This window comes from Prauserella sediminis (assembly GCF_014195435.1).
Lineage (GTDB): Bacteria > Actinomycetota > Actinomycetes > Mycobacteriales > Pseudonocardiaceae > Prauserella > Prauserella salsuginis.
Map to the genome: position 1 here is coordinate 1 of NZ_JACIBS010000006.1, position 25986 is coordinate 25986.

The 25986-nt window shown below is 71.4% G+C and carries 23 protein-coding genes; 13 read left to right on the plus strand and 10 right to left on the minus strand.

The window, feature by feature from the left end; genetic code table 11:
* On the plus strand, positions 1-909 hold a 909-nt coding region (locus FB384_RS27200), incomplete at its 5' end, for a carboxylate-amine ligase (RefSeq protein WP_183786840.1).
* A 3-nt stretch (positions 910-912) separates the two neighbouring features.
* On the opposite strand, the gene FB384_RS22550 is transcribed toward FB384_RS27200, so the two are convergent.
* Positions 913-2505, minus strand: a complete 1593-nt coding sequence (locus tag FB384_RS22550; protein ID WP_183786841.1) for a phytoene desaturase family protein — start codon at positions 2503-2505, stop codon at positions 913-915.
* A gap of 153 nt (positions 2506-2658) precedes the next feature.
* Between FB384_RS22550 and FB384_RS22555 the strand changes: the two genes are divergently transcribed.
* On the plus strand, positions 2659-3636 hold the full coding sequence (locus FB384_RS22555; RefSeq protein ID WP_183786842.1) for a bile acid:sodium symporter family protein: 978 nt from the start codon (positions 2659-2661) through the stop codon (positions 3634-3636).
* Positions 3637-3689: 53 nt separating this feature from the next.
* Entirely contained in the window at positions 3690-4805 is a 1116-nt protein-coding gene (locus FB384_RS22560) for a CaiB/BaiF CoA transferase family protein (protein ID WP_183786843.1), read from the plus strand.
* Here the strand turns inward: FB384_RS22560 and FB384_RS22565 are convergent.
* The gene (locus FB384_RS22565; protein ID WP_183786924.1) at positions 4769-6268 is read right to left on the minus strand and encodes a flavin-containing monooxygenase; all 1500 of its coding nucleotides are present in this window, start codon (positions 6266-6268) and stop codon (positions 4769-4771) included. The genes FB384_RS22560 and FB384_RS22565 overlap by 37 nt on opposite strands.
* 230 nt (positions 6269-6498) lie before the next feature.
* Between FB384_RS22565 and FB384_RS22570 the strand changes: the two genes are divergently transcribed.
* Together FB384_RS22570 and FB384_RS22575 are read left to right on the plus strand one after the other, a co-directional pair.
* The gene (locus FB384_RS22570; RefSeq protein ID WP_183786844.1) at positions 6499-6831 is read left to right on the plus strand and encodes a MerR family transcriptional regulator; all 333 of its coding nucleotides are present in this window, start codon (positions 6499-6501) and stop codon (positions 6829-6831) included.
* A gap of 168 nt (positions 6832-6999) precedes the next feature.
* Entirely contained in the window at positions 7000-7461 is a 462-nt protein-coding gene (locus FB384_RS22575; RefSeq protein WP_183786845.1) for a DUF6292 family protein, read from the plus strand.
* Positions 7462-7525: 64 nt separating this feature from the next.
* Here the strand turns inward: FB384_RS22575 and FB384_RS22580 are convergent, their stop codons facing one another.
* Entirely contained in the window at positions 7526-8347 is an 822-nt protein-coding gene (locus tag FB384_RS22580; RefSeq protein WP_183786846.1) for a pentapeptide repeat-containing protein, read from the minus strand.
* Between the two features lie 224 nt (positions 8348-8571).
* On the opposite strand from FB384_RS22580, the gene FB384_RS22585 reads away from it, so the two are divergent.
* The 3 genes from FB384_RS22585 to FB384_RS22595 all read left to right on the plus strand — a co-directional run bounded on the left by FB384_RS22585 (position 8572) and on the right by FB384_RS22595 (position 13238).
* Positions 8572-9255: an IclR family transcriptional regulator gene (locus tag FB384_RS22585; protein WP_183786847.1), complete on the plus strand. Its 684-nt coding sequence runs from the start codon at positions 8572-8574 to the stop codon at positions 9253-9255.
* A 236-nt stretch (positions 9256-9491) separates the two neighbouring features.
* Entirely contained in the window at positions 9492-11816 is a 2325-nt protein-coding gene (locus FB384_RS22590; RefSeq protein WP_183786848.1) for a cytochrome P450/oxidoreductase, read from the plus strand.
* A 63-nt stretch (positions 11817-11879) separates the two neighbouring features.
* Positions 11880-13238 (plus strand): MFS transporter, encoded by a 1359-nt coding sequence (locus tag FB384_RS22595; RefSeq protein WP_183786849.1) that lies wholly within the window; start codon positions 11880-11882, stop codon positions 13236-13238.
* Between the two features lie 37 nt (positions 13239-13275).
* Here FB384_RS22595 and FB384_RS22600 read toward each other — a convergent pair whose 3' ends face one another.
* Positions 13276-13566, minus strand: a complete 291-nt coding sequence (locus FB384_RS22600) for a DUF2277 domain-containing protein (protein WP_183786850.1) — start codon at positions 13564-13566, stop codon at positions 13276-13278.
* Between the two features lie 139 nt (positions 13567-13705).
* Between FB384_RS22600 and FB384_RS22605 the strand changes: the two genes are divergently transcribed.
* Both FB384_RS22605 and FB384_RS22610 read left to right on the plus strand, forming a co-directional pair.
* Positions 13706-14338: a TetR/AcrR family transcriptional regulator gene (locus FB384_RS22605; protein WP_183786851.1), complete on the plus strand. Its 633-nt coding sequence runs from the start codon at positions 13706-13708 to the stop codon at positions 14336-14338.
* Between the two features lie 52 nt (positions 14339-14390).
* Complete coding sequence (locus tag FB384_RS22610; RefSeq protein ID WP_183786852.1) at positions 14391-15566, plus strand: NADH:flavin oxidoreductase; 1176 nt, start codon at positions 14391-14393, stop codon at positions 15564-15566.
* A 15-nt stretch (positions 15567-15581) separates the two neighbouring features.
* Here the strand turns inward: FB384_RS22610 and FB384_RS22615 are convergent, their stop codons facing one another.
* From FB384_RS22615 to FB384_RS22625, 3 genes are all read right to left on the minus strand, one after another.
* On the minus strand, positions 15582-16202 hold the full coding sequence (locus FB384_RS22615; protein ID WP_183786853.1) for an L-threonylcarbamoyladenylate synthase: 621 nt from the start codon (positions 16200-16202) through the stop codon (positions 15582-15584).
* Between the two features lie 26 nt (positions 16203-16228).
* Positions 16229-16552, minus strand: a complete 324-nt coding sequence (locus FB384_RS22620) for an STAS domain-containing protein (RefSeq protein ID WP_183786854.1) — start codon at positions 16550-16552, stop codon at positions 16229-16231.
* 169 nt (positions 16553-16721) lie between these two features.
* Entirely contained in the window at positions 16722-17651 is a 930-nt protein-coding gene (locus FB384_RS22625; RefSeq protein ID WP_183786855.1) for an AEC family transporter, read from the minus strand.
* A gap of 375 nt (positions 17652-18026) precedes the next feature.
* On the opposite strand from FB384_RS22625, the gene FB384_RS22630 reads away from it, so the two are divergent.
* Positions 18027-18308, plus strand: coding sequence for a hypothetical protein (locus FB384_RS22630; protein WP_183786856.1), 282 nt, complete (start codon positions 18027-18029; stop codon positions 18306-18308).
* A 27-nt stretch (positions 18309-18335) separates the two neighbouring features.
* Here the strand turns inward: FB384_RS22630 and FB384_RS22635 are convergent, their stop codons facing one another.
* Both FB384_RS22635 and FB384_RS22640 read right to left on the minus strand, forming a co-directional pair.
* Positions 18336-19232, minus strand: a complete 897-nt coding sequence (locus FB384_RS22635; RefSeq protein ID WP_183786857.1) for a universal stress protein — start codon at positions 19230-19232, stop codon at positions 18336-18338.
* A 61-nt stretch (positions 19233-19293) separates the two neighbouring features.
* Positions 19294-20184 (minus strand): universal stress protein, encoded by an 891-nt coding sequence (locus FB384_RS22640; protein ID WP_183786858.1) that lies wholly within the window; start codon positions 20182-20184, stop codon positions 19294-19296.
* A 197-nt stretch (positions 20185-20381) separates the two neighbouring features.
* Between FB384_RS22640 and FB384_RS22645 the strand changes: the two genes are divergently transcribed.
* Positions 20382-22742 carry a molybdopterin-dependent oxidoreductase gene (locus tag FB384_RS22645; protein WP_183786859.1) on the plus strand — a complete coding sequence of 787 codons (2361 nt, stop codon included), beginning with the start codon at positions 20382-20384 and terminating at the stop codon, positions 22740-22742.
* A 226-nt stretch (positions 22743-22968) separates the two neighbouring features.
* Complete coding sequence (locus FB384_RS22650) at positions 22969-24240, plus strand: YeeE/YedE family protein (protein WP_372497696.1); 1272 nt, start codon at positions 22969-22971, stop codon at positions 24238-24240.
* Between the two features lie 317 nt (positions 24241-24557).
* Here FB384_RS22650 and FB384_RS22655 read toward each other — a convergent pair whose 3' ends face one another.
* A complete protein-coding gene (locus tag FB384_RS22655; protein WP_183786861.1) occupies positions 24558-25946 on the minus strand; it encodes an MFS transporter in 1389 nt (462 codons plus the stop codon).
* Positions 25947-25986 lie beyond the last annotated feature (40 nt).

The window sequence follows — 25986 nt, forward strand, 5'->3', positions numbered from 1 at the left end:
ACGGCCGCCCAGGCCGAGGGCCTCGCGCTCGTCGCGTCCGGAACCCCCGCGCTCGCCGGCCCCACCGTTCCGCTCGGGCCGGACCCCCAGTACGCCGAACTCGACGGCCTCTACCGGGGACTGATCGGCGACTACGAGGGCTGCGGCTGCCATGTGCACGTCGGCGTGCCCGACCGGGAGGCAGCCGTCGTCGCCGTGAACCACCTGCGCCCGTGGCTGCCCACGCTGCTCGCGCTGTCGGCCAACTCGCCGTACGACCGCGGACACGACACCGGATACGCCAGCTGGCGGACGGTGCAGCATTCACGCTTCCCCACCGCGGGTGTCCCTCCCCGGTTCGCCGGCGTCGCAGAACACGACGCGCTGGTCGACCGCCTCGTCACGTCCGGAGCCCTCGGCGCCCAGTACACGACGTTCTGGCTCGCCCGCCCCTCCCCCGTGCTGCCGACCGTCGAGGTGCGCGTCGCCGACACCGCGACCACACCCGACGAAGCCCTGTTGCAGGCGCTGCTGTGCCGCGCCCTCGTCGACACGGCCCTCGGCGCCCCGGGTTCGGCCGGCACCGGAAGCGGTGAGCCGGCCGGGGAGCAGCAGGCCGGGGAGGCAGCGCCGCTCGAGGAGATACTCCCCGCAGCGGTGTGGTCGGCCGCCCGGTACGGCCTCAGCGGCCGCGGTGTCGACCCGTGGACCGGCCACACCCGCCCCGCGGCCGAGCTCGTCGACGATCTGCTGGGCCACGTGCGTCCCGCGCTGGAACGCTCGGGCGACGCCGACCTCGTCGATGCACTCGCCCGCCGAGTGCTCTCCGAGGGTTCGGGTGCACAGCGTCAGCGCCGCGCAGCGGCAAGCGGCATCCGGAACGCCATGCGCACCGTCGCCGACGACACGATCCGCGACCTGCCCGAGTAAGGCTCAGCCGTACAGCAGCCGGTGCACACCGGCGACCGCTGCGGCATAGGCACCGCCACTCGCACCGGCGCGGGCCACCGCGGCCCGCGCAGCGTTCGCGCCGGGACCGCCGTGCACCGCACCGCCGGGGTGAGCGGACGCGCCGGCCAGGAACAACCGGTCGACCGGCGTGTCGGCACGGCCCAGCCCCGGAACGGGCCGGAACACGAGCTGCTGGTGCATCGCCGAGCTGCCCCCGCCGACCGCGCCTTCGACGAGCGCCGGGTTCGCGCGCTCCAGTTCCCCCGGCCCCTGCACCAGCCTGCCGCGGACGCGGGCACGGAAGCCCGGGGCGTGCCGTTCGAGGAGCGTCTCCATCCGATCGGTGAACCTGCGGAGCCGATCGCCGTCCCAGACGAGTCCGCGGGGCACGTGGGTGTAGGCCCACGCGGACTCGCTCCCTTCCGGTGCCCGCGACCGATCCGCAACGGCCATCTGCCCGATCACCAACATCGGGTCGGCGGGCACGGTGCCGAGCTCGACATCGAGTCCGTACCGGGCGAGGCCGTCGAGGTCACCACCGAGGTGCACCGTGCCCGCTCGTGCCGCCTCCGGGGCCGTCCACGGAATCGGCCCCGACAGCGTCCAGTTCACCTTGACCGTGGCCGCGTCCCATTCGAACCGGCGAAGATCACCGCGCAGGCGGGCAGGTAGCACGTCCTCGTCGAGCATGCGGCCGTACAGCAGCGGCGCGGGCACGGCCGCCAGCACCGCACGGCGTGCCCGCACCGGCGTGCCGGCGAGCACTCCCATCGCCCGACCTCGGCCCGTGAACACCCGCGTCACGGGCCTGCCGCACTCGATGCGCCCGCCGCGGGCCGTGAGCCGCCGCGTCAGTGCCGCGGTGAGCGCACCGGACCCGCCGTCCGGTACGGGGAATCCGACGTCCTGCGCCAGCATCGACAGCAGCCACCCGAAGACCGCGCTGCCCGCCTGCGCCGGGCCCAGGTCGGTGTGGAGCGCGTTGCCGGCAGCCAGGACCGGGGCGCCCGCGCCGCGGAATCGCTCGCGCGCCCACGCCGTCACGGGCATCGCGACCATCCGGGCGAGTCGCATCCCGTCCGCCGTGCCCGCGGCCCGCGCCAGCCGGCTTGCCGCGCGTACCGGTGGGAACGGCGACAGCAACGCCTCCAGCAGGGGTTCACGGATCCGGTGCCACAGCTCAACCTCTTCGCGCCATGCCGCCCCGTCTCCCGGCGCGAACGCCGCCAGCGACGCCGTCGTTTCGTCGAGATCGCGGGACACGAGCGCAGCCCGGTCGTCCGGCAGCACGTGCGCCAGCGCGGCTGGCGCGTGCCGCCAGGCCAGCCCGTAGCTTTCGAGCCCCAGACCGGCGATGACCGGCGAGGCGGCGGCCATCGGGTAAAAGGCGCTGAACAGGTCCGTCACGAAGCCGGGTTCGATCGCCTCGGCACTGCGCACGGCACCGCCCGGGGTCGCAGTCGCCTCCAGCACGAGGACGTCCCAGCCCGCGTCGGCGAGGAGGTTCGCCGCGACGAGCCCGTTCGGCCCCGCACCGATGACCACGGCGTCGGCCGTCTCCGAGGAATACCGCACGCGCCCTGCTTACCCCAGAGCCGCCCGGTACGCCGGACAGCGCCCCGCACGGAAGCCGGTCCGGCGTGGCCCGCGACACCACCACCGCGTCCCGGCCACCACCGGCAGGGCACTTCGCCTACAGTGCCTCCGGACCACGAGCTGGAGGCGAACATGACAGAGCGGCACGGTGCGGTGCGCAAGCTGGCGGAAGCGGCGAGCCGGTGGTTCGCACTTCTCGTCGTACTCGGAGTGGCCGTCGGTCTACTGGCGCCCGACCAGTCGGCGACGCTCGTGGAACACGTGCCGCTGCTGCTCGGCGTGATCATGTTCGGCATGGGGCTCACGCTGCGGGGAGCCGACTTCGCCCTCGTCGCACGCCGCCCCCTCGCCGTCCTGTTCGGACTCGTGGCACAGTTCCTGATCATGCCGCTCACGGCATGGGGCATCGGTCAGCTGTTCGGACTCTCCGGAGCCCTGCTCGTGGGCATGGTGCTGGTCGGTTCCGCACCGGGTGGCACGGCGTCCAACGTGGTCGTCTACCTCGCCAAGGGCGACGTGGCGCTGTCGGTGACGTTGACGTCGGTGTCGACGCTGCTGGCACCACTGCTCACCCCGTTGCTCGTGCTGCTCCTCGCGGGATCCGATCTGCCCGTCGGCTTCGGCGACCTGTTCGTCTCCATCGCACAGGTCGTGCTCCTGCCGGTCATGGCGGGCCTGATCATCAGAGCGCTCGCGGACCGGTACGTCCGCCTGGTGCTGCCCTATCTGCCCCTGGTGTCGGTGCTCGGCGTGGCGCTGGTCGTGACGGCGGTCGTCGGCGCGAACGCCGGCACGATCGCAGAGAGCGGGGTGCTGCTCATGCTCGCGGTCGTCGCCCACAACTCGGTGGGCCTGGCACTCGGCTACGGCGCCGCGCGGCTCGCCGGTCTCGACGAGTCCGCACGGCGCGCCGTGAGCGTCGAGGTCGGCATGCAGAACTCGGGGCTCGCCTCGAGCCTCGCCACGACCCACTTCACCGCGGCGGCCGCACTGCCCGGCGCGCTGTTCTCCGTGTGGCACAACCTCTCCGGCGCGCTGCTCGCGACGTTCTGGGCTCGCCGTCCCACGTCGTCGGCGGCCACGGCGCCCGACGAGCACACCGGCGCCTGACCTCCGCAGCACGCCCTCGCGGCGCCCCGTTCCAGCGAAGGAGCACTCCCCCGATGTCCTCCTCCCTCGGAGATCTGCGCATCGTCGACTTCTCCCGGGTCCTCGCCGGGCCGTTCGCCACGATGCTGCTGGCCGACCTGGGCGCCACCGTCGTCAAGGTCGAACGCCCCGGCACGGGCGATGACACCCGGGCGTGGGGCCCGCCGTACGACGACCTCGGTGAGGCGACCTACTACCAGGCCGTCAATCGCAACAAGGAGTCGGTGACGCTCGATCTGCGCACCGATGAGGGCATCGCCCGCGCACGGGAGCTCGCCGCGGGCGCGGACGTCGTGGTCGAGAACTTCCGCCCGGGCCTGATGGACGAGCTCGGGCTCGGCTACGAGGAGCTTCGGGCCGCCGACCCCGGGCTGATCTATTGCTCCATCACCGGGTTCGGGGCCGGTGCCGGTGCGCAGCTTCCGGGATACGACCTGCTGATCCAGGCGCTCGGCGGCCTGATGAGCGTGACGGGTCGGCCCGACGGTGAACCGCAGAAAGTCGGCGTCGCCCTCGTCGACGTCCTGTCCGGGCAGTTCGCCACGGTCGGCATGCTCGCCGCGCTACGACATCGCGACGCGACCGGCGAGGGCCAGCGCGTGGAGGTGAACCTGCTGTCGTCGTTGCTCGCGGCGCTGGTCAACCAGAGCTCGGCCTACACCTCGGGCGGTGTGGTGCCCCAGCGGATGGGCAACGCGCACCCCAGCGTCGCACCGTACGAGGTGCTGCCCTGCGGCGACGGGGAGCTCGTCCTCGCCGTCGGCAACGACCGGCAGTTCCGGACCCTGTGCGAGCAGCTGGGCGAGGCCGAGCTCGGCACCGACGCCCGGTTCGCCACCAACACCGCCAGGGTCGACCGCAGGGAGGAACTGCGCGAGCACCTGATCCGGCTGCTGAAGGCCCGCGATGCGCGCACGTGGGCCGACCTGCTCACCGAGGCGCGGGTTCCCGCGGGGGTCGTCAACGACATGGCGGGCGCGTTCCACCTCGCCGCCCAACTCGGGCTCGATCCCGTCGTCGGGATCGCACGTCCCGACGGCACCGAGGTTCGCCTCCCCAGAAACCCGATCGGCCTGTCGGCCACCCCGCCGTCCTATCGCTGCGCGCCGCCGCCGCTCAGCGACGACTGACGCCGTCCGGCCGCGACGCCGAAGTCCATGTCCTCGGTGACGCTGCCGTGGCGCAGGTGCCACACGTCGCGGACGTAGTTCTGATGGAGCCGCCAGGGGGCCGCATGCCCCTGCTTCGGCATCCGGTCGATGCTGCGAAGCACGTACCCGGCCTGCAGGTCGATCAACGGCTCCGCGGGCCGGTCACCGGGCGGCAGCACCGGGGTCGCGCTGTCGAGGTCGTGCTCGTCGAGGTGCGTGAGCAGCCGGCACACGTACTCGGCGACGAGATCGGCCTTCAACGTCCACGACGCGTTCGTGTAGCCGATCGTCATCGCGAAGTTCGGCACGCCGTCGAGCATCATGCCCTTGTAGGTCACGGCCTTGCCGACGTCGACCGGCTCGCCGTCGACGTCGAGGGCGATGCCGCCGATGGCGAGCAGGTTCAGACCCGTCGCCGTCACGACGATGTCCGCGGCCAGTTCGGCGCCCGAGGTGAGCCGGATGCCGTCGGGGGTGAACGTGTCGATGGTGTCGGTGACGACCGAGGCGTCGCCGCGCCGCAGTGTGCGGAACAGGTCGCCGTCCGGCACGAAACACAGCCGCTGGTCCCACGGGCGGTACTCGGGTGAGAAATGCCGGTCGACGTCGAACCCGTCGGGCAGCGCCGACCGGACACCCCGCTCGATCAACTGGCGCACGAGTCCGGGCGCGCGGCGGCTGAGCCGGAAGAACAGGCCCATGGTCAGCGCGTTCTTCCATCGCACCACCGGGAAGGTCACGCTGTCGGGCAGCACGCGCTTCAGCAGCCGCGCGAGTGGATCGACCGAGGGCAGTGCCATCACGTAACTCGGCGACCGCTGCAGCATCGTCACGTGTGCGGCGTCGGACGCCATTGCGGGCACCAGTGTGACGGCGGTGGCACCGCTGCCGATCACCACCACGCGGCGGCCGCGGTGTTCGAGCTCCTCGGGCCAGTGCTGCGGGTGGACCAGCCTGCCCTCGTATCGGTCCACGCCCGGCAACTGCGGCGTATATCCCTCGTCGTAGCGGTAGTAACCCGAGCAGACGTACAGCAGCGAACACGTCAGCGTGACCTGCTCGCCGGTGTCGGACCGATGTGCGGTGACCGTCCACAGTGCCCGATCGCTCGACCAGGACGCCGCGTCGACCCGGTGATGGAACCGGATCCGCTCGTCGATCCCGAACTCGCGCGCGGTGTCGCGGATGTACTCCCGGATCGACGGCCCGTCGGCGATCGCCTCGGCCCGTCGCCACGGGCGGAAACCGTAGCCGAGCGTGAACATGTCCGAATCGGACCGCACCCCGGGATAGCGGAACTGGTCCCAGGTGCCGCCGATCGCACCGCGCGCCTCGAATACGGCCACCGTGCGGCGCGGATGCCGCTGGCGTAGCCGGCAGGCCGCGCCGATGCCTGCCAGCCCTGCTCCCACGACGAGCACGTCCACGTGTTCGGCGGGCATGGCGCTGTGTTCGGCGGGCATGGCGCTCCTCCGCACCCGGGGCGACACCGCCGTCGCCCGACCGCGGTCGACGCTACCGATCACGCCCGCACGGTGCCACGGCCTACATCGGTCACGCCGGCGCCGGGGCCCACATCCACCACTTGACGAAACCTGTACCGGCCACTAAAACTTCACTACAACAGCCGAGTTACTGAACCCCAAATGGCAGTTTTCCGGAGCGAGAGCGCATGACCCTGAACGATCTGGACGACGAGCACCGGCCGACGTTCACCACGGGCCAGGCGGCCGACATCCTCGGCGTCGAGCAGCCGTTCCTGCGGAGCCTCGACACGGCAGGCGTGGTTTCCCCCGAACGTTCCGGCGGCGGCCACCGGCGCTACTCCCGGCATCAGCTCGGCCAGGCGAGTCGCATGCGCGCGCTGTTCGACGAAGGCATGAACCTCAACGCGGCGCAGCGCATCCTCGCGCTCGAATACGAACTCGACGCGGCCCGCCGGGAGATCACGGCGCTGCGCAGGCGACTCGGAGAGCCGCCCGACAGCGCCTCCGCTGACGCCTGAGCACGGGCGCGACCCCATACCACCGCAGCACTCCAGCGCATCCCACACCGCGCACCGGCACCGCCGGACTGCGGACACCGCGTACCGGGCGGGCCGAACCCGGCCGGCCCGGGCGTGAACCGCCGGCGCATCACACACGCCGGCCAGAACGAATCGAGGTGATCATCAGTGGACGTCTACGATTGGCACTCGACGGAACCGGCACTGCACGCCTACATCTCGGCCGTCGCCACCGCACTCGCACCGGCCGACGCCGCTGCCGCGCAGTACACCTGCGACGCCTCCACCACTCCTGCGGGCGCGTACATCGCCGTGGACGGGAGTCTTCCCGGCTTCCCTGACCGCGACGTCGCTCTCATCTGGGACGAACGGCACGGCTGGGGCGTCGCGATCGAGACCCACTGCGGTGAGGACCTGCTCATGGTGTCCTACCTCGGCGGCAACGACCCCGTGCCCGAGCCGGAACGCGTGGCACGGTTCGCTCGCAGGGTTCACGACGGTGCGATGCCAGGACATCTCGACCCACCGGAGTTCGCCACGCTGCCCGACCTGCCCCGGCGGCTGTCCGCGGCCGCCGCCACCGCGGACGTCCCCGCACCGGAAGCCACCTCCGCGGCGCACGTGCTCTGACACCGGGCCGCTCTGACACCGAAGCGCTCTGCAATCGGACCGCTCCGGCACCGAAGCCGCGGGGTCAACCCGCCCAGTGCGCGGGGACGCGTGCCCAGTCGGGCAGCCGGGTGGCCGCGTCCCCGCGGGCGGCGTCCAGCTGCGCCTGGGTCAGGAACAGCGTCTCGGCCACCGCAGCACCCGCCAGATCGGCACCGCGCAGGTCGGCGCCCGTCACATCGGCCAGCGCGAGGTCCGCTGCCCGCAGGTCGGCACCGAGCAGCACCGCACCCCGGAGGTTCGCGCCCCGCAGGTCCGCTCGACGGAGGCCCGCCCCGACGAGGTCGGCGCCTCGCAGCTCACGTCCCGCGGCCTGCGCCCGCACCAGCTCGCTCGCCCGCGAGAGAACCGCGTTGGCCCCGGCCCAGTGCTCGGCGAGGGACGTCCGCGCGAGCTCGTCGAGTCCGCGTCCGGCAAGGCGTTCGGTCGCGGTGATCGTCCCGTCCAGCTCGGCGTGCACCTCGGCCGCCGCCGCGATGCCTCGCGCCTCGTGGAGGTAGTACAGCAGCTCGTGCAGATCGCGGAGCACCGGATAGGCCGCGAACATACGCCGCGCCCTCGCAGCATCGCCCCGCCAATCGCCACCCGCCCGTGCGGCCACGCTCTGCCCCGCACCGAAACAGTCGTACACGGTGCAGCCGGGGAATCCCCGCTCGCGCAGTGTGTCGTGGACACCGCACCACGAGTCGTCCCTGAGATGCGGACACGGTGTCTCCGCGGGCTTGGTGATCGCGAAATCGGCCGAGGCCACGAAACCCGGCGCCACGCAACAGATTCCGTAGCACCGGCCGCAGTCCGCCCGCAGCCGGTCCCGGAACTGCCCGTCCGGTGTGGACTCCTCAGTCACGCTCTCCCCTGAATCCTCGATACTGCGTGTTCGGGTACGCGGGTCACCGGAACCACATCACCGGTACCGCACCGACCGCCCGAATCCACCGGATCCGACTCGCCCGACGGCCACGTCCAGCCTAGGCCCGGCGCCGCTACGCTCGAGCACCACACCGAATCCACCACACCCGAACGTGCCGCGGGCGGAATCCGACACCGCCGCCGAGGAAAGGACATGCGCCGATGAGCACGCTGCAGACGCTCGACCGAGGCCTGCGCGCGCTCGACGTGATCTCCCAGGCACCCGGCGGCATGTCGGTCGCCGAGCTCGCGCGCAGGCTCGACGTGCACCGCGCCATCTGCTATCGCATCGTGTCCACGCTCGAGGAACACCAGCTCATCGCCAGAACCGAGGACGGGAAACTGCGCCTCGCCGTCGGCGTGTCGGTGCTCGCGGCCCGCTTCGAACCCCAGCTCCATCACGACGTGCGGCCCCTGCTGCAGGAACTGGCCAACGAGACGCGGGCGACGGCCTTCCTGTCCGCGGCCGAGGGCGGCGACTGTGTCGCGTTGCAGGTCGCCGAGCCGGATGCGCAACTCCTGACGGTCGGCTACCGGGTCGGCAGCAGGCATCCGCTGTCGAAGGGTGCCGCCGGCATCGCGATCCTCGCCCGGCGCCCGGAACAGCCCGACGACCCCGCCGCGGTGGTACGCGCCCGCCGGGACGGCTACAGCCTCACCCGCGGCGAACTCGAGCACGGCGCCGTCGGTGTCGCGGCGGGAATCGGCGTTCCCGAGGGAAGGCATGCGGTCGGGCACGCCGAACGGTCGGTCGGCGTCGTGGCGATCGAGGGCCTCGACACCGACAGGGCCGCCCACGCCGTCACCCGCGCGGCACGACGACTCGAAGAGCTCCTCACGGCCTGACGCAGCGGCCACCCCGGCGCGTCAGGCGTCCGTTCCCGTTCTCCCGGCCGACGGTCACCGCGGATCCCGCCGGCCGCCGTGCCGACGTACTGCCGCGTCGCTGCCCCACTTGACGCCCCCACCGGACCCGCTTACCTTCCTGGTGTTCGCTATTCGACTCAGCGTGTGCGTTATTAGTAACATACCAGGTCATAGCAACTGCGCGAGTCGAAGCAGAGACGCCGAGGAGGGCGCCGATGAGCACGGAGTCGTGTCCCGTCGACCACGCCGACCGTCCGACGGATCCGGTCTCGGGTTGTCCCGTCAGCGTCGGCGCGGCGGCGTTCGATCCGTTCGGCGACGCGTACCAGGCCGATCCGCCGGAGGCCGTGCGCTGGTCCCGCGACGAGGAGCCGGTGTTCTACAGCCCGTCGCTCGGCTACTGGGTCGTGACGCGCTACGACGACGTGAAGGCCGTCTTCCGCGACAACATCACGTTCTCCCCCTCGATCGCACTCGAGAAGATCACGCCCGTCTCCGACGAGGCCATAGCCACCCTCGAACGCTACGACTACGCGATGAACCGGACCCTCGTGAACGAGGACGAGCCGGAGCACATGCCGCGCCGCCGCGTGCTCATGGACCCCTTCACCCCCGACCGGCTCTCCCACCACGAACCGATGGTCCGAAGGCTGACCCGGGAGTACGTCGACCGGTTCGTCGATGCGGGCAAGGCCGACCTCGTCGACGAGATGCTGTGGGAGGTGCCGCTCACGGTCGCGCTGCACTTCCTCGGTGTACCCGAGGAGGACATGGCGACGCTGCGGAAGTATTCGATCGCCCACACGGTCAACACCTGGGGCAGACCGTCCCCCGAGGAGCAGCTCACGGTCGCCGAGAACGTCGGCAAGTTCTGGCAGTACGCGGGCACCGTGCTGGACAAGCTCCGGCGTGACCCGTCCGGCGACGGCTGGATGCCCTACAGCATCCGCAAACAGCGGGAGTTCCCCGACGTCATCACCGACTCTTATCTGCACTCGATGATGATGGCCGGCATCGTCGCGGCCCACGAGACGACGGCCAACGCCGCCGCCAACGCACTGAAGCTGCTGCTGGAGAACCGCACGGTGTGGGAGGAGCTCTGCGCCGACCCCGGACTGATCCCCAACGCGGTCGAGGAGTGCCTGCGGCATTCCGGATCGGTGGCCGCATGGCGGCGGCTCGTCACCTCCGACACCACGGTCGGCGGCGTGCCTATCCCGGCGGGCGCGAAGCTGCTGATCGTCAACTCCTCGGCCAACCGCGACGAACGGCACTTCGAGGACCCGGACAGCGTCGACATCCGCAGGGACAACGCGACCGAGCACCTGACGTTCGGCTACGGCAGCCACCAGTGCATGGGCAAGAACCTCGCGCGGATGGAACTGCAGGTGTTCCTCGAAGAGCTCACCCGCAGGCTGCCGCATCTGGACCTGGTGCCCGGTGAGCGCTTCACCTACGTCCCGAACACGTCGTTCCGCGGCCCGGAGCACCTGTGGGTGCAGTGGGACCCCGCCGCCAACCCCGAACGCACCGACCCGGCGCTGTTGCACACCCGGCACCCGGTGCGTATCGGCGAGCCCACCACCCGCGGCCTCAGTCGCACCCTCACCGTGGAACGGGCCGAACCCGCCGCCCGCGACGTCGTCGAGATCACGCTCGCCGCACCGGCCGGCACACCGCTCCCTTCGTGGTCCCCCGGCGCCCACATCGAGCTGCAGCTCGGCGACGACGTCTCCCGGCAGTACTCACTGTGCGGCGATCCCGAGGACCGGAGCCGGTACCGCATCGCCGTGCTGCGTGACCCGGACAGCCGCGGCGGCTCCCGGTACGTGCACGACGAGCTGCGCCCCGGGACCTCGGTCGCCGTCCGGGGACCGCGGAACCATTTCCGCCTCGACGCCGCCACCCGCCACCACGTGTTCGTCGCCGGCGGCATCGGCATCACCCCGATCCTCGCCATGGCCGACGCCGTCCGCGCCGCAGGCGGCAGCTACGAACTCCACTACTGCGGCCGCTCGGCCGACACGATGGCCCTGCTCGACCGCGTACGCCGGGACCACGGGCCACGGCTGCACGAGCACGTCTCCGACGCCGGCACCCGGCTCGACGTCACCACGCTCCTGGCCGAGCCCGCCGACGGCACGCGGATCTACGCGTGCGGCCCGCAGCGACTCCTGTCCGCCCTCGACGCGGCGAGCGCGCACTGGCCCGAGGACGCCCTCAGCGTCGAACACTTCACCACGGCGGGCCGGGAACTCGACCCGGCCGTCGAGCACGCCTTCGACGTAAGCCTCGCCGACTCCGGCCTCACCGTGCGGGTCGCGCCCGATCAGACCGTGCTCGCAGCACTGCGCGCCGCCAACATCGACGTGCCCAGCGACTGCGAGGAAGGCCTCTGCGGCACGTGCGAGGCACCGGTGCTCGACGGCGAGGTCGACCACCGCGACGTCGTGCTGACCCGGGCCGAGCGGTCGGCGGGCACCAGGATGATGACCTGTTGCTCCCGCGCCTGCGGCGCCTCGCTCACGCTCGGCCTCTGACCCCACGCTCCCCTCCCCGTCTTCCCACTCGGTTCTCCCCCCTTGCGAAAGGACCGTCCGACAATGACGTCATCGGCCTCCCCGCGCGTCGACGGCCTGCCCGGCAGACGCGGCACGAGTTTCCGCCGTGTCCTGACCGGATCGATGGCAGGCGCCGTGCTCGAGTGGTACGACTTCGCCATCTACGGCGTGCTCGCCGCGACCGTGCTCGGCCCGCTGTTCTTCCCGGGCGAGAGCGACATCATCAAACTGCTGCTCGCGCTCGCCACGCAGGGCATCGGGTTCATCGCCCGGCCGCTCGGCGGGATCGTGTTCGGCCATCTCGGCGACAAGTTCGGCCGCAAGCCGATGCTCGTCACGACCTTCCTGCTACTCGGCACCTCCACCGCGGCCATCGGCCTGCTGCCGACCTACGAGCAGATCGGCCTCGGCGCGACGGTGCTGCTCGTGCTGCTCCGCCTGACCCAGGGATTCGCGCTCGGCGGCGAGTTCGGCGCGGCCGTGCTGATGGTGAGCGAGTACGGCGATCCGAAGCGCCGCGGGTTCTGGGCGTCGTGGCCGCAGGCGGGCGCGCCACTGGGCACCGTGCTCGCCACCGTCGTGGTCAGCACCATCGCCCTGGCCCTGCCCGGTGACGCGTTCGACCAGTGGGGCTGGCGGCTCGCGTTCCTGGTCGCGCTGCCACTGCTGGTCGTCGGCTTCTGGGTGCGCCGCAGCGTCGAGGAGTCACCGGTGTTCCAGGCCGCGCAGGAACGCGCCGCGCTGGAACCCGAGACCACGTCGGAAGAACCCGCCGCGACCGCGCCGCGCCGGTCCAGCGTGCAGGAGGCGCTCCGCAATCCGCGGCCGGTGCTCCACGGCCTCGGCATGCGGCTCGGTGAGAACATCGCGTTCTACATCTACACCGTGTTCGTCATCGCCTACGCCACCACGTACTTCGGCTACGAACGGGGCGACGTCGTCCTGGCCGTCACGTTCGCGTCGGCCGCGCAGTTCGCCGGCATGATCGGCGGTGGTGCCTGGTCGGACCGGGTGGGCAGGAAGAAGGCGATGCTCGTCCCTTCGGCGCTGCTCGTCGTCTGGGCACCGCTGTTCTTCGTTCTCGTGCAGCAGGAGAGCCTGTCGCTGCTGTGGTTGGGCACGTGTGTCGGTGCCTTCCTGCACGGCATGCTCGCGGGGCCGGAAGCCGCGTGGATCACCGAGCTGTTCCCGACGCGGCGCCGGTACGCGGGATCGTCGCTGGTGTTCCAGGGATCGTCGATCATCGCCGGCGCCCCGGCTCCGTTCATCGCCGTGTGGCTCATCGATTCGTTCGGCGTCGGCATGGTCGTCGGCTACCTCGTCGTCACGATGCTGATCACCGTGATCGCCGTCGCCACGAGCAAGGAGACCCGCGGAAGCGACCTCGACAGGGTCGAATGACCGCCCACGGGTGCCGGCCACCGTGCGCCGGCACCCGTCAGGCGCGTTCCGCCGCTTCCCCGGCCTGCACCTCGAGACGGCGCTGAACCTCCGGGCGGCGAAGGGGCGGTACGGTGCGCGGCGGTTGGCGCCGCTCCGGCAGCTGCGCGAGCAGACGTGCCGTCGTGGCGGTCACCTCCGCGACGGCCTGTTCGAACGGTTCGCGGGTCGCATCGGACACGCTCTGCACACCGCTGACCTTCCGCACGTACTGCCGCGCCGCCGCCTCGATCTCCTCGGGCGTTGCGGACGGTTCGAGTCCCCGCAGGGTCGTGATGTTCCGGCACATACCCGTGACGGTAGTCCCCGCCCGGCCCGCCGGCGACTGTTCGGCGGACGCCTCCGGGACGACGAGTGCGGGCGATCGGAACCCATCACTGATTGAAACACCACTTGAGGCGAGACCACCGCTGCGCTCTACTGGCGGCATGCCAACGACGGCCCCATCCTCGGCCAGGTCCGCGCCCGCAGCCGACGGGAACCGGCCGACCACCCGTGACCGGCTCCTCGAGGCAGCCGAATCCCTATTGCTCGCGCGCGACATCGACGAGGTCTCGATCCGCGCCATCAACGCCGCCGCGGGGATGAACCCGGCAGCCGTGCACTACCACTTCGGTTCGAAGGACGCCCTGATCGGCGCACTGCTCGAACGGCGCCTGGCACCCCACTGGCACGACGGCCTCGCCCGGCTCACCGGACGCCACCGTGCGGGCGATCCACCGGCGGTCGGTGAACTCGTCGACGTCGTGCTCACCCCGCTCGGCGAGCTGACCCGCACCGAGCACGGCCGGCTGCAGCTGCGACTGCTGGCCCGGGTGGTACTGGCGCGGCGCGACGTCGGGTTCGCCTCCGGCTGGTTCGGACTACGGCCGTGGATCGCACTCCTGCGAGGCGCGATACCCGGACTCGGCGGCACCGAAGCCGCTCGCAGGCTGCTGCTGGCGTTCGACCTCATCCTCCACACCCTGTCCGCGGCCGGACCGGCCGAGCCTCCCACACGCGACAGCTTCCGCTCGCTGCGCGCGTTCACCGTCGCCGGGCTCTCGGCGCCGCCGCGGTGAACCGCCCCGGCCCACGCACAGCCCGTTCCGCACCAGCCGCACCGGAGGGATCGTGACCACTGCCCCGGATGTCTTCAGCTCCGCGAGACTCGGACCAGTCACGCTGCGCAACCGCATCATCAAGGCGGCGACGTTCGAAGGCCGCACACCGGAAGGCGTGATCACCGACGACCTCGTCGACTTCCACGCCGAGGTCGCCCGCGGCGGCGCAGCCATGACCACCGTCGCCTATTGCGCGGTCGCCCCTGAGGGCCGGACCGACCGCCACCAGATCCTGATGCGACCCGAGGCCGTGCCGGACCTGCGCCGGCTCACCGATGCGGTGCATGCGGAAGGGGCCGCCGTCAGCGCCCAGCTCGGCCACGCCGGCCCGGTCGCCAACGGCGCGTCGAATCGCCTTCCCGCGCTCGCTCCCCATGCGCTGCCCAGCCCACTCGGCATGCGCATGATGCGGAGGGCGAGCGAGGCCGACCTCGCCCGGATCGTCGTCGCCCACGCGGACGCCGCGCGTGTCGCGGTGGCCACCGGGTTCGACGCCGTCGAACTCCACTTCGGGCACAACTACCTGATCAGCTCGTTCCTCAGTCCGGCACTGAACCACCGCTCCGACGGCTACGGCGGTTCCCTCACCCGCCGCGCGCGACTGGCGAGGGACACGGCCGCAGCGGTGCGCGAGGCCGTGGGCGACCGTGTCGCCGTCACGGCCAAGCTCAACATGGACGACGGCGTACCGGGCGGGCTCTGGCTCGAGGAGAGCCTGCAGATCGCGCGCTGGCTCGAAGCCGACGCCACCCTCGACGCGCTCGCACTCACCGCGGGCAGCTCGCTGCTCAACCCGATGTACCTGTTCACCGGCGACGCCCCCGTCACGGAGTTCGCGCGCGCCTTCGGGCAACCGTTGCGAACGGGACTGCGCCTGGCCGGCTCGGCCTTCCTGCGCAGCTACCCCTACCGCGACGCCTACCTGCTCGACCGTGCGCTCCAGTTCCGAGACGCCCTCGACCTGCCGCTCGTCCTGCTGGGCGGCATCACCGGCCGCGACACGATGGACCTGGCGATGCGCCACGGCTTCGCATTCGTCGCGATGGCCAGGGCACTGCTGCGCGAGCCCGATCTGCCGAACCGGCTGCGGTCCGAACCGCGGCACCGTTCCCTGTGCGTGCACTGCAACAAGTGCATGCCCACCATCTACAGCCGCACCCGGTGCGTGCTGGCCCCGCCCGCGTGAGTGGCGGGGCGCCCGCTATTCGAACCGTGCGGGATCGCCGGCACCGACCCGGACGATCTCGGGTTCGTCGCCGGAGAAGTCGACGACGGTGGTCGGTTCGACGCCGCAGTCGCCCGAGTCGATCACCGCATCCAACACGTGATCGAGGGCCTCCTTGATCTCCCATCCCTGGGTGAGCGGCTCCTCCTCGCCCGGCAGCAGCAGCGTGCTCGACACGAGGGGCTCGCCGAGCCCCTCGAGCAGCGCCTGCGTCGTCACATGATCCGGAATGCGCACGCCGACGGTCTTCTTCTTCGGGTGCAGCAACCGCCGCGGCACTTCCTTCGTCGCGGGCAGGATGAACGTGTACTGGCCGGGTGTCGCGGACTTGATCGCCCGGAAGACGCTGTTGTCGACGTGGACGAACTGCCCCAACTGGGAGAAGTCCTGGCACACGAGCGTGAAGTGGTGCTTGTCGTCCAGCTTGCGGATGCTCCGGATCCGGTCGAGTCCTTCGCGGTTGTCGAGCGAGGTGCCGAGCGCGAAGCACGAATCGGTGGGATAGGCGATCAGCCCGCCGGAGCGGAGCAGGTCGACGACCTTACCGATTGACCGCGGCTGGGGATTGTCCTGATGTACGTCGTAGTAGACCGCCATGGGCGACACCCTATGCGCCGCGGGCGCTATTCGCTCTCGCGCAGGTCGAGCAACTTGTCCAGACCGGTCACCTCGAAGCCGCGCAGCACCGCGCGGTTGCCGACGATCACGCGCAGCGGCGTGCCGGCCTTTTCACAGCGTTCATGGGCCCGGACGAGGGCGCTGAGCCCGGACGAGGCCAGGAAGGTGACCCCGCTCAGATCTGCGACCACGGCCATGGGGGGCGAGGCCTCCTCGCACGCGGCGTCGAGGGCGGAGTTGAGCTGGGCCACCGTACCCAGGTCCACCTCGCCCTTCGCACGGACGAACAAGGCATCGTCACTTCGGTCGGCCGTGATCACCAGTTCCATATGCTCTCCGTCACCAAGCCGTGTGCACATCGGGTCTTCTCTTGTATCACGGCTGCGCCGTTCCGGCGCTTCGTACGACTGGCCGCGGGTGACGCCGCAGCGCGCCACGACCCGCACGCCACCTCCTCGACAGGGTCGCCGGTGGGCCGTCGCGCTCGCTTCAGCGGCGTCAGCCGACTGCCGCGACCACGGCGAACAGCATCGGCAGCGACACGATCGTCGTCGTGAGTGCGGCATCGCGCGCGAGCTGCACACCCTGGTCGAATCGGACCGCGTAGCCGAAGACGTTCTGCGCGGTGGGCAGCGCGGCGCACACCACCGCCGCGAGCAGCGCGTGCTGGCCTGCACCGATCGCGGTGGCGAGCACCCACGCGAGCAGCGGATGCACCAGGTTCTTCAGTACCACCACCGTGACCAGCGAGGAGCGCAGGTCACGGTCACGACCCGGCAGGGTCGAGGCGTGCAACGAGATGCCGAAGGCCAGCAACATCGCCGGCACCGCCAGATTGCCCATGAGGTCGATCGGGTCCATCACGGCCTCGGGCGGCAGAAAGCCCGTCGCGGAGCAGGCGATGCCGGCCGCACTCGCCAGCGCGAGCGGATTGCGCAGTGGTGCGCTGAACGCCCGCAGCCAGTTCGGGCTGCCGCCGCCGGCACGTTCGGACAGGACGTCGAGCACCGACGTGAACACCGGTGTCAGCACCGCCAGCTGAAACAGCAGGACGGGCGCCACGTCGGCGACGCCGTGCAGGACATAGGTCGCGATCGGGATGCCGAGATTGCCCGCGTTGACGTAGCCGCTGGCCATCGAGCCGACGGTGAGCTCACCGGCCGCCCTGCGCCGCATCAGCCCGAACGGCAGGTACAGCGCGCACGCCAGCGTGCTGGTGACACCCGTGACGAGTAGCGCGGTGGAGAAGACCGAGCCGACATCGGTGCGCGCGAGCGTGCCGAACAGCAGTGCCGGACTGCCGACGAAGAACGCGGTACGGGACAGCACCTGCATGGCCGATCCGCCCAGTGCACCGGATCGGCCGAGGACGTATCCGACCGCGACCACGAATCCGATGACCAGGAACCCTTCGAGCACCCCGTTCATGCGGCTGTCACACGCCAAACCCTAGATCTGTGACTTATATCACTGACTGCCGGGTAGGCGTCATTCAGTCCACTGTGGACCAGCGGGTACCGGCGACGATCCTGACCGGCCGCCGCAACTCCGGCGCAGACCACCCGTTCGCCCGGTGCCGTCGAGCCGTTCCCGCACCGCGCTCCCGGGTGTAGCTTGCCGTGCGGGGAAACGTGCACACACCGAGCGCCGCACACGGCTGGGGTAGGACGGCCACGGCGGGACCCGAACCGGACACGGCAGGGGTGTTCCGGGCGAACCGGACCGTCGGACACTTCCGACACCTCCCGCGGCGCCGACGGACGCCGGCTTTCGGGTACCGGCACGCACGCGAAGGGAGTCGCCATGATCGAACGCGCGAACGACATCGGCGTCGGAGACCGCGTCACCTATCTGCCGGGCGGTGCGCCGGCCACGCGGCACTGTCTCCAGCAGAACGTCGGCCACGAGAAGGTCGTCCACGGGCACGTCGTCGCACCGCCCGTGCCCGATCCCTACACCGCCGTGGTCTGGCTGCCGACCCGGCCGGACGGTGCCGCCGACGACGTCGAACCGACGTGGGTGCGGCACGACCGCGTCGTCGATTTCACGCACCCGCCGCTCGGCCCACGGCCGCGCCCGGCCTGACCGGCGGCCGCACCGCCTCGTTCCCGGTCAACCCCGGTGCGGCCGGACGATCATGACCGGGCACGAGGCATGATGGAGGAGCGCCTGGCTCGTCGATCCCAGGAGCATCCCGCGGAAACCACCGCGCCCGCGGCTGCCCGCAACCAGCAACCGCGCGCCCTGCGAGCGTTCCAGCAGCTGCTGCCGTGGTTTGCCCGGCACCACGACACGTTCCACGGCCACGTCCGGATACCGCTCCGGCATGCCGGCCAGCGCCTCCGACAGCACGATCTGCTCGGACTGCTCCCGTGACGAGCTCTCGACCATCTCCGGCATGCCCCATTCGTACTCGACGTCCGCCCACGCGTGTACGGCGGTCAGTGGGGCGCCCAGCAGGGAGGCCGTCTGGAACGCGGCGGTCACAGCGGCCGTGCTCACCCCGCTGCCGTCGACGCCGACGACCACCGGCCCTTCGGTCGCCAACCCGCTGCCGCCGCCCCGCACGATGACCACGGGGCACTGCGCGTGCGCGGTCAGCGAGACCGACGTCGAACCGACCAGCATGCCGGTGAAGCCGCCACGCCCGGAGGTGCCGACCACGAGCACGCTCGCCCGCTCCGACTCGTCCACCAGCATCGGGACCGACCCCTGCAGGGGCATGTCGGTCTCGACGGCGAGTTCGGGCGCCCGGGCCGTCACGTGGTCGACCGCCTCGTCGAGGAACTTGCGCCCCTCGTCCTCCATCGACTGATACACCTCGGGACTCGCCGGCAGGTCCCCGCCGTAGAACCCCTGCACGTAGGTGAAGGCGTGCACGATGCGCAGCGGCCGGTTGCTCAGGACGGCCATGTCGGCGGCCCAGTCCAGTGCACGGGTCGCACCGTCCGACCCGTCGGTCCCGACCACCACCGGGCCGTCGCGCAGCACTGGCGGTTCGGTGTCCATACCTGGCGCTCCTTTCGACGTCACCGGACGCGGCCCCTCGCGTGTCGCGACCCGGTGAGGGTCAGGCTCCCGCATCCTCGTGGCGGATCACGAGCACCGGACACGGTGCGTGGATCACGAGTGCCTGGCTCGTGGATCCGAGCAGCATGCCGGCGAACCCACCGTGGCCCCGGGTACCGACGACCACCAGCTGCGCGCCGTCGGCCTGCTGCAGCAGGGCCCGCGCCGGCCGACCAGGTTCGAGCACTTCCCGCACCTCGACGTCGGGGTAGCGCTTCCGCCACGGTGCGAGCCTTTCGTCGAGCAGTTCGTCACCCGCGGTCTCGACATCCGACAGGTCTGTCGAGAACGGGTGCGCGTACGGCCCTTCCGCGGCAACCAGGTCGTTCCACGTGTGCACAGCCACGAGCGGCACCGCACGCTCGTGCGCCGCATCGAACGCATGCCCCAGTGCCGGCCCGGCGTGGTCGGAGGCGTCGATGCCGACAACCACGGGCCCGGTCGTGGGCGGCGGGTCGTCGTGGTGCTCGCCGCGGACCACCACGACGTTGCTGTGCGCATGCGAGGCCAGCGTCACCGCCATCGAGCCGACGAGCATGCCGGTGAACCCGCCGTGGCCGCGCGATCCGATCACCACGCACCGCGCCCCACGCGATTCACCGGTGAGCACATGGCCCGGCTGACCCTCGGTCCGCTGCGCCTCGACTTCGACACCCGGCACCGTCCGGGCGATCTCGGTACGGGCGACGTCCAGCGCGGTCTGGGCCTGTTGCTCCGCGCTCTCCCGCACGTCGGACGACGACGTCGCAAACGCCGGGTAGGCGCTGGTCGGGACGACGTATGCGTGGACGAGGCGCACCGTGTCACCGCGCCGCGCCGCCTCCTGGGCCGCCCACACGGCCGCGTTCATCGCCGATGCCGACCCGTCGATGCCCGCCACGATCGTTGCCATGAACTGCGCTCCCCTCGGGTGCCTGCCGCCGGCCCGGCCTGCGTGACCACGATCACGTCCGGTCACCGAGTCGGAGATTACTCGCGACCATCCGGTTCGGCAGTGCGCTCGCCCGGCCGCGAGCCCAGGACACGCGCCCCGGACTCACACGACCGTGGCAGCCGCCGCCCGCCCGGCACACGAGTACCGTCGCCGGGGTGACTGGCGACAGTTCGGCAGGCGAGACCATCCGCACCCCGACGACCTTTCACTGGGGCCGCTACGACGTCCTGTCCTCGGGCGACCGGGTCGTGGCGCTGGAACCGCATCCGGGCGATCCGGATCCGTCCCCGATCGGCGCGGGCGTGCCCGAGGTGAACCACGCGCCGTACCGGATCACCCGTCCGATGGTGCGCGAAAGCTGGCTCCGGGGCGACCACGGCTCGGAGCGCGGGCGTGACCGGTTCGTCGCCGTGAGCTGGGACCGCGCGTCCGACCTGGCGGCCGGGGAACTGGCCCGGGTCCGCGACGAGCACGGGCCCGCGGCGATCTACGGCGGTTCGTACGGTTGGGGCAGCGCCGGCCGGTTCCACCATCCCCAGAGCCAGATCCACCGGTTCCTCGCCATGGCCGGCGGGTACACCGCGTCGGTCAACACCTACAGCTTCGCGGCCATGGAGGTCGTCCTGCCGCACGTGATCGGAGGCGGGCCGACCAGCCTGCACGAGCGCGGCCCGACGTGGCGGAAGATCACCGAACACGCCGGCCTCGTCGTCTCCTTCGGCGGGCTGGCAGCCAAGAACACCCAGATGGTGCCGGGAGGTCCGAGCAGGCACACGCAGACCTCGTGGCAACGGGCCGCGGCCGAGGCCGGGGTGCGATTCGTCAACGTCTCCCCCGTGCGCGACGACGCCGCGGCCGACCTCGGCGCGCAGTGGCTGCCGTTGCGGCCCGGAACCGACACGGCGCTGATGCTCGCGCTCATCCACGTGCTGCTCACCGAGGACCTCGCCGACACCGACTTCGCGAACCGTTGTTGCAGCGGCTTCGACCGGCTCCGCGACTATGTGCTCGGCCGCGGCGACGGCACGGCGAAGGATCCGGCGTGGGCAACCGGCATCACCGGAGTGCCTGCGGGCGACATCCGCGACCTGGCCCGCACGATCGCCGCCCACCGCACGGTGATCAACCTCGCGTGGTCGATCCAACGGCACGACCACGGCGAACAGCCGTACTGGGCGGGCATCGCGCTGGCGGCGCTGTCCGGGTCGTGCGGCCTGCCCGGAGGCGGACCCGCGGGCGGACTGGGCATCGCCGAGCACGGGACCCGCGGCCATCGGCGGATCGCTGCGCTCCCCCAGCCCCCTGGCGGTGCCGTGGCTCGCATTCCCGTCGCGCGCGTCGCGGACATGCTGCTCGACCCGGGCGCGACGATCGACTACGACGGCGAGCGCATCACGTTTCCGGACATCCGGCTCGTGTACTGGGCCGGCGGCAACCCGTTCCACCACCACCAGGATCTCGGCAGGCTCGAACGGGCCTGGCGGCGACCGGACACGGTGATCGTCCACGAATCCTGGTGGAACGCGACGGCCACGCGTGCCGACATCGTCTTCCCGGTGGCCACCACGCTCGAACGGGACGATTTCGCGCTGGGCTCGGCCGACTCCACCATCAGCGCCATGCACCGGGCGGTGCCGCCGCCCGCGGAGGTGCGCACCGACCACGCGGTCTTCGCCGGACTGGCCGAGCGGCTCGGCTTCGGTGAGCGGTTCACCGAGGGCCGCTCCGAGTGGCAGTGGGTGCGCGAACTGTACGACCGCACGCGCGATCGGCTGCGCGACGAGGGCGTCGACCTGCCCGGCTTCGACGCGTTCTGGAACGCGGGCTCGGCGGCACTGCCGGAGAAGGACATGACGCCCGACGGCGGTTCGTTCGCCGCCCTCCGCGCGGACCCCGCGGCCGCTCCCCTCGCCACGCCGTCGGGCAGGATCGAACTGGTCAGCGACACGGTCGCCGCGTTCGGGTATCCGGACTGTCCCGGCATGCCCATGTGGCTCGAACCCTACGAGCGGCTCGGCACGGAGGCGGCCGAGCGCCACGGGCTGCACCTGGTGTCGAACCAACCGAAGACCCGGCTGCACTCGCAGTACGACGGCGGCCGCGTCAGCCGGGAGTCGAAGGTCGGCGGCCGCGAGCCCGTCGACCTGCACCCCGACGACGCTCGTGCCCGCGGCATCGCCGACGGCGACACCGTGCGAATTCACAACGACCGCGGCGCCTGCCTCGCCGGTGCGCGGCTCACCGACGCGGTGCGGCCCGGCGTGGCGGTGCTGGCGACGGGCGCGTGGTACGACCCGGACGCCGACGGACTCTGCCGGCACGGCAACCCGAACGTGCTGACCCGCGACGTCGGGACGTCCCGGCTCGCCCAGGGGCCGACCTCCGGCACCACGCTCGTCGAGATCGAACCGGCGGGCCCGGACGTGCCCGACGTCCGTGCGTTCGATCCGCCCGAGATCGTCGACGACGACACAGGGCACGCGCCCACGACACTGCCTTCCGGGCGTCCCGGATAGTGGACGCCGGTCGCGTCTCCTGCGCACGGACGTAGGCTGCAGAACGGCAGGCACCGGCGCCGAGCCCGGCCCCCGTCCCCGCTCACGATCGCCGCGTGACGATCACCGCATGACCGCCGCCGAGGGATTCCGAGCGGCCGCGGGCCTGCCACCCATCAACCGGGCGGCCCGGTGGTTCCACTGTGGATCGCCGCGGCCGCGGCATCGCATCGACGCAGGAGCGACCGTGTCCACCGACACCGACCCCACCCCCGTACGCACCTTCCTGACCACGTCGCCGACCTCCGGGCCGGCGCCGCACCGGGAACCCGAAGGCCCCGTGCGGCCGGTGCCCCTCGTCGTCGCGGGAATCGGCGCCCTCGCACTCGCCTGGTACGTCTGGTCCGTGCACGGCGCCCAGTTCGGCGCACTGTTGGTCATCGGGCTGCTGCTCGGGGCGGCGCTGTTCCATTCCCGATTCGGTTTCACCTCCGCCTGGAGGCAGCTGATCGGCGTCGGCAACGGCGAGGGGCTGCGCGCTCACACTCTGCTGCTCGGCACCGCGGCCACGCTCATCGCCCTCGTCATCGGCACCGGCACCGGGCTGTTCGGCACCACGCCCGAGGCCAGTGCAGGACCCATCGGGCTCGCGCTGTTCGTGGGCGCCACCCTGTTCGCGATCGGCATGCAACTGGGTGGTGCGTGCGCATCCGGCACGTTGTTCGCCGTCGGCTCGGGCCAGTCGACGATCGTGCTCACGCTGGGCGGGTTCGTCATCGGCTCGGTCCTCTACACGTTCGCCTTCCCCGTACTCGACGGCTGGCCCGCGGTACCGGGCGTGCTGCTGTCCGACCACGTCGGATGGTTCGGTTCCTGGGCGATCACGCTCGCGGTCCTGCTGCTCATCGTCGTGGCGACCCGGGTCGTCCAGGCCCGGCGCAACCCGCCGCCCGTCGGCACTCCTCCCACCGCGAGGGGCGTCGCCCGGGTGTTCCGTGGTTCCTGGCCGATGCTGGTCGGAGCCCTCGTGCTGGGCGTGCTGGCCGCCGCGGTCGTACTCGTTTCCGGCGGCATCTGGGGTGTGACCACCGCGTTCGCCCTGTGGGGCGCGAAGCTGCTGCAGTTGATCGGTCTGCATCCCGAGACGTGGGACTTCTGGCAGCAGCCACGGTTCGCCGAGATGCTGAGCGACTCGGTGTGGACGGAGAAGACGACGCTCACGAACGTGGGGATCATTCTCGGTGCGGCTGTCGCCGCCGCCGCGGCGGGCGCCTGGAAGATCAGGGCGGAGATCCCGTGGCGCACGGCCGTCGCCGCGGTCCTCGGCGGCGTCCTGATGGGACTCGGCGCCCGCCTCGCCGGCGGCTGCAACATCGGCGCCTATCTCGGCGGCATCTCCACCGGCAGCCTGCACGGCTGGCTGTGGGGCGCGTTCGCGCTGTTCGGTACCTGGGTCGGCATCAAGCTCCGTCCGCTCTTCGGGCTCGGCGTCCCCCGGCCGAGCGATGGCGTCTGCTGATTCGGCCGCTGATCGCGCATGCCGCCTCGACCCGGGCGCCTCGGGTGACTCGGTGAAGGTCATTCAGCGGCTGCTGCGCAGCCGCAACTTCGCCGATCTGCGCGTCGACGGCCGGCTCGGGTCGGTCCCAAGTCGGCCGTCGAGAAGCCCAGTCGGTCAACCGGCTCGTCACCGACAGGGTGTGCGGGCCGAAGACCTGGCGGGCCCTCATGTCCTGGCCGGCGGCCTCCGTCGTCGCGTGGCGTCGTGGCCCGCCCTGGACGAGGCCGGGCCACGACGCCACACCGTCCGAATGCGGCACCGGTCGTCGTGCCCCGTCAGGTGCCTGCGCGGTCGGCGGACGCCCGCCCTGCGGCAGCGTCGACCCCGAGGTCGACCCCCTTCGGCTCCTTCACCAGCGACACCGCGCCGCCCGAGATCACCGCGAGCAGCATGATGTACAGGCCGACCGAACCGCCCCATCCGGTGCCCTGCACCAGCAGTTCGGCGATCGTCGGGGCGAACGCACCGCCGAGGATCGCACCGAGCGCATACCCGATCGACACGCCCGAATAGCGCACACTCACCGGGAACATCTCGGCGTACAGGGCCGACATCGGGCCGTAGGAGAAGCCGAGTCCCAGGGCCAGGATCACGATCCCGGCGGCGAACAGCATCAGGTCACCGGTGTCGACCAGCAGGAACATCGGCAGCATCCACACGAACATGAACGCGTAGCCGAACTGGAACGTGCGCACGCGGCCGATGCGGTCCGACAACATCCCGCCCCACAGTGTGGACAGCAGCCAGGCCACCGAGGCGATGACGATCACGGTCAGGATCGCGGACCGCTCCAGCCCGAGCACGTTCGTGCCGTAGGTCAGGAAGTACGCGATGACCAGGTACCCGGCCGCGTTGTTGCCCACGAAGATCAGCGCGGTCAATACGACTTCCCGCTTGTGGCCGCGCATCAGGTCCCGCAGCGGTGCCGACGATTCCTTCCGCCGCTCCAGCATCTCCTGGAACACCGGACTCTCCTCGACGGCCCGCCGGATCGCGTAGCCCACGCCGACCAGCACCACGGAGAACAGGAACGGGACCCGCCAGCCCCACGCCTCGAACTGCGCCGCCGTGGTGAGCGACGTGACCGCCCACAGCATGCCGGTGGCGAGGATCAGGCCGATCGGGACGCCGATCTGCGGGTACGCTCCGAACACCCCTCGCCGGTTCACCGGCGCGTGCTCCACCGACATCAGGGCGGCGCCGCCCCACTCGCCGCCCGCGGAGAATCCCTGCAGGATCCGCAACAGCATCAGCAGGATCGGGGCCGCGACACCGATCTCCGCGTAGGTCGGGAGCAGGCCGATCAGGGTCGTCGCCCCGCCCATCGTGACGAGCGTGAGCACCAGCATCTTCTTGCGGCCGAGGCGGTCACCGTATCGTCCGGCGATGATCGCGCCGAGCGGCCGGAACAGGAAACTGATGCCGATCGTCGCCAGCGACACGACCGCGGCGAGCCCGGGTGACTCCTCGCTGAGCGGGCCGAAGAACAGTGGCGCGAGCACCAGACCGGCGGCCTGCGCGTAGATGAAGAAGTCGAACCATTCGATGGACGTACCGGCGAGGGTGCTGGCCAGCACCTTCCGTTCGCCGGTCGTCAACTTCCGCCGTTCCGGTCGGCGGTCGCCGGCCGCTGCGGATCCGTGCAGTGGGGACTGCGGTTCCATGTGAACTCCGTTGTTCGAACCGTGCCGGGGAGGCGGTCGC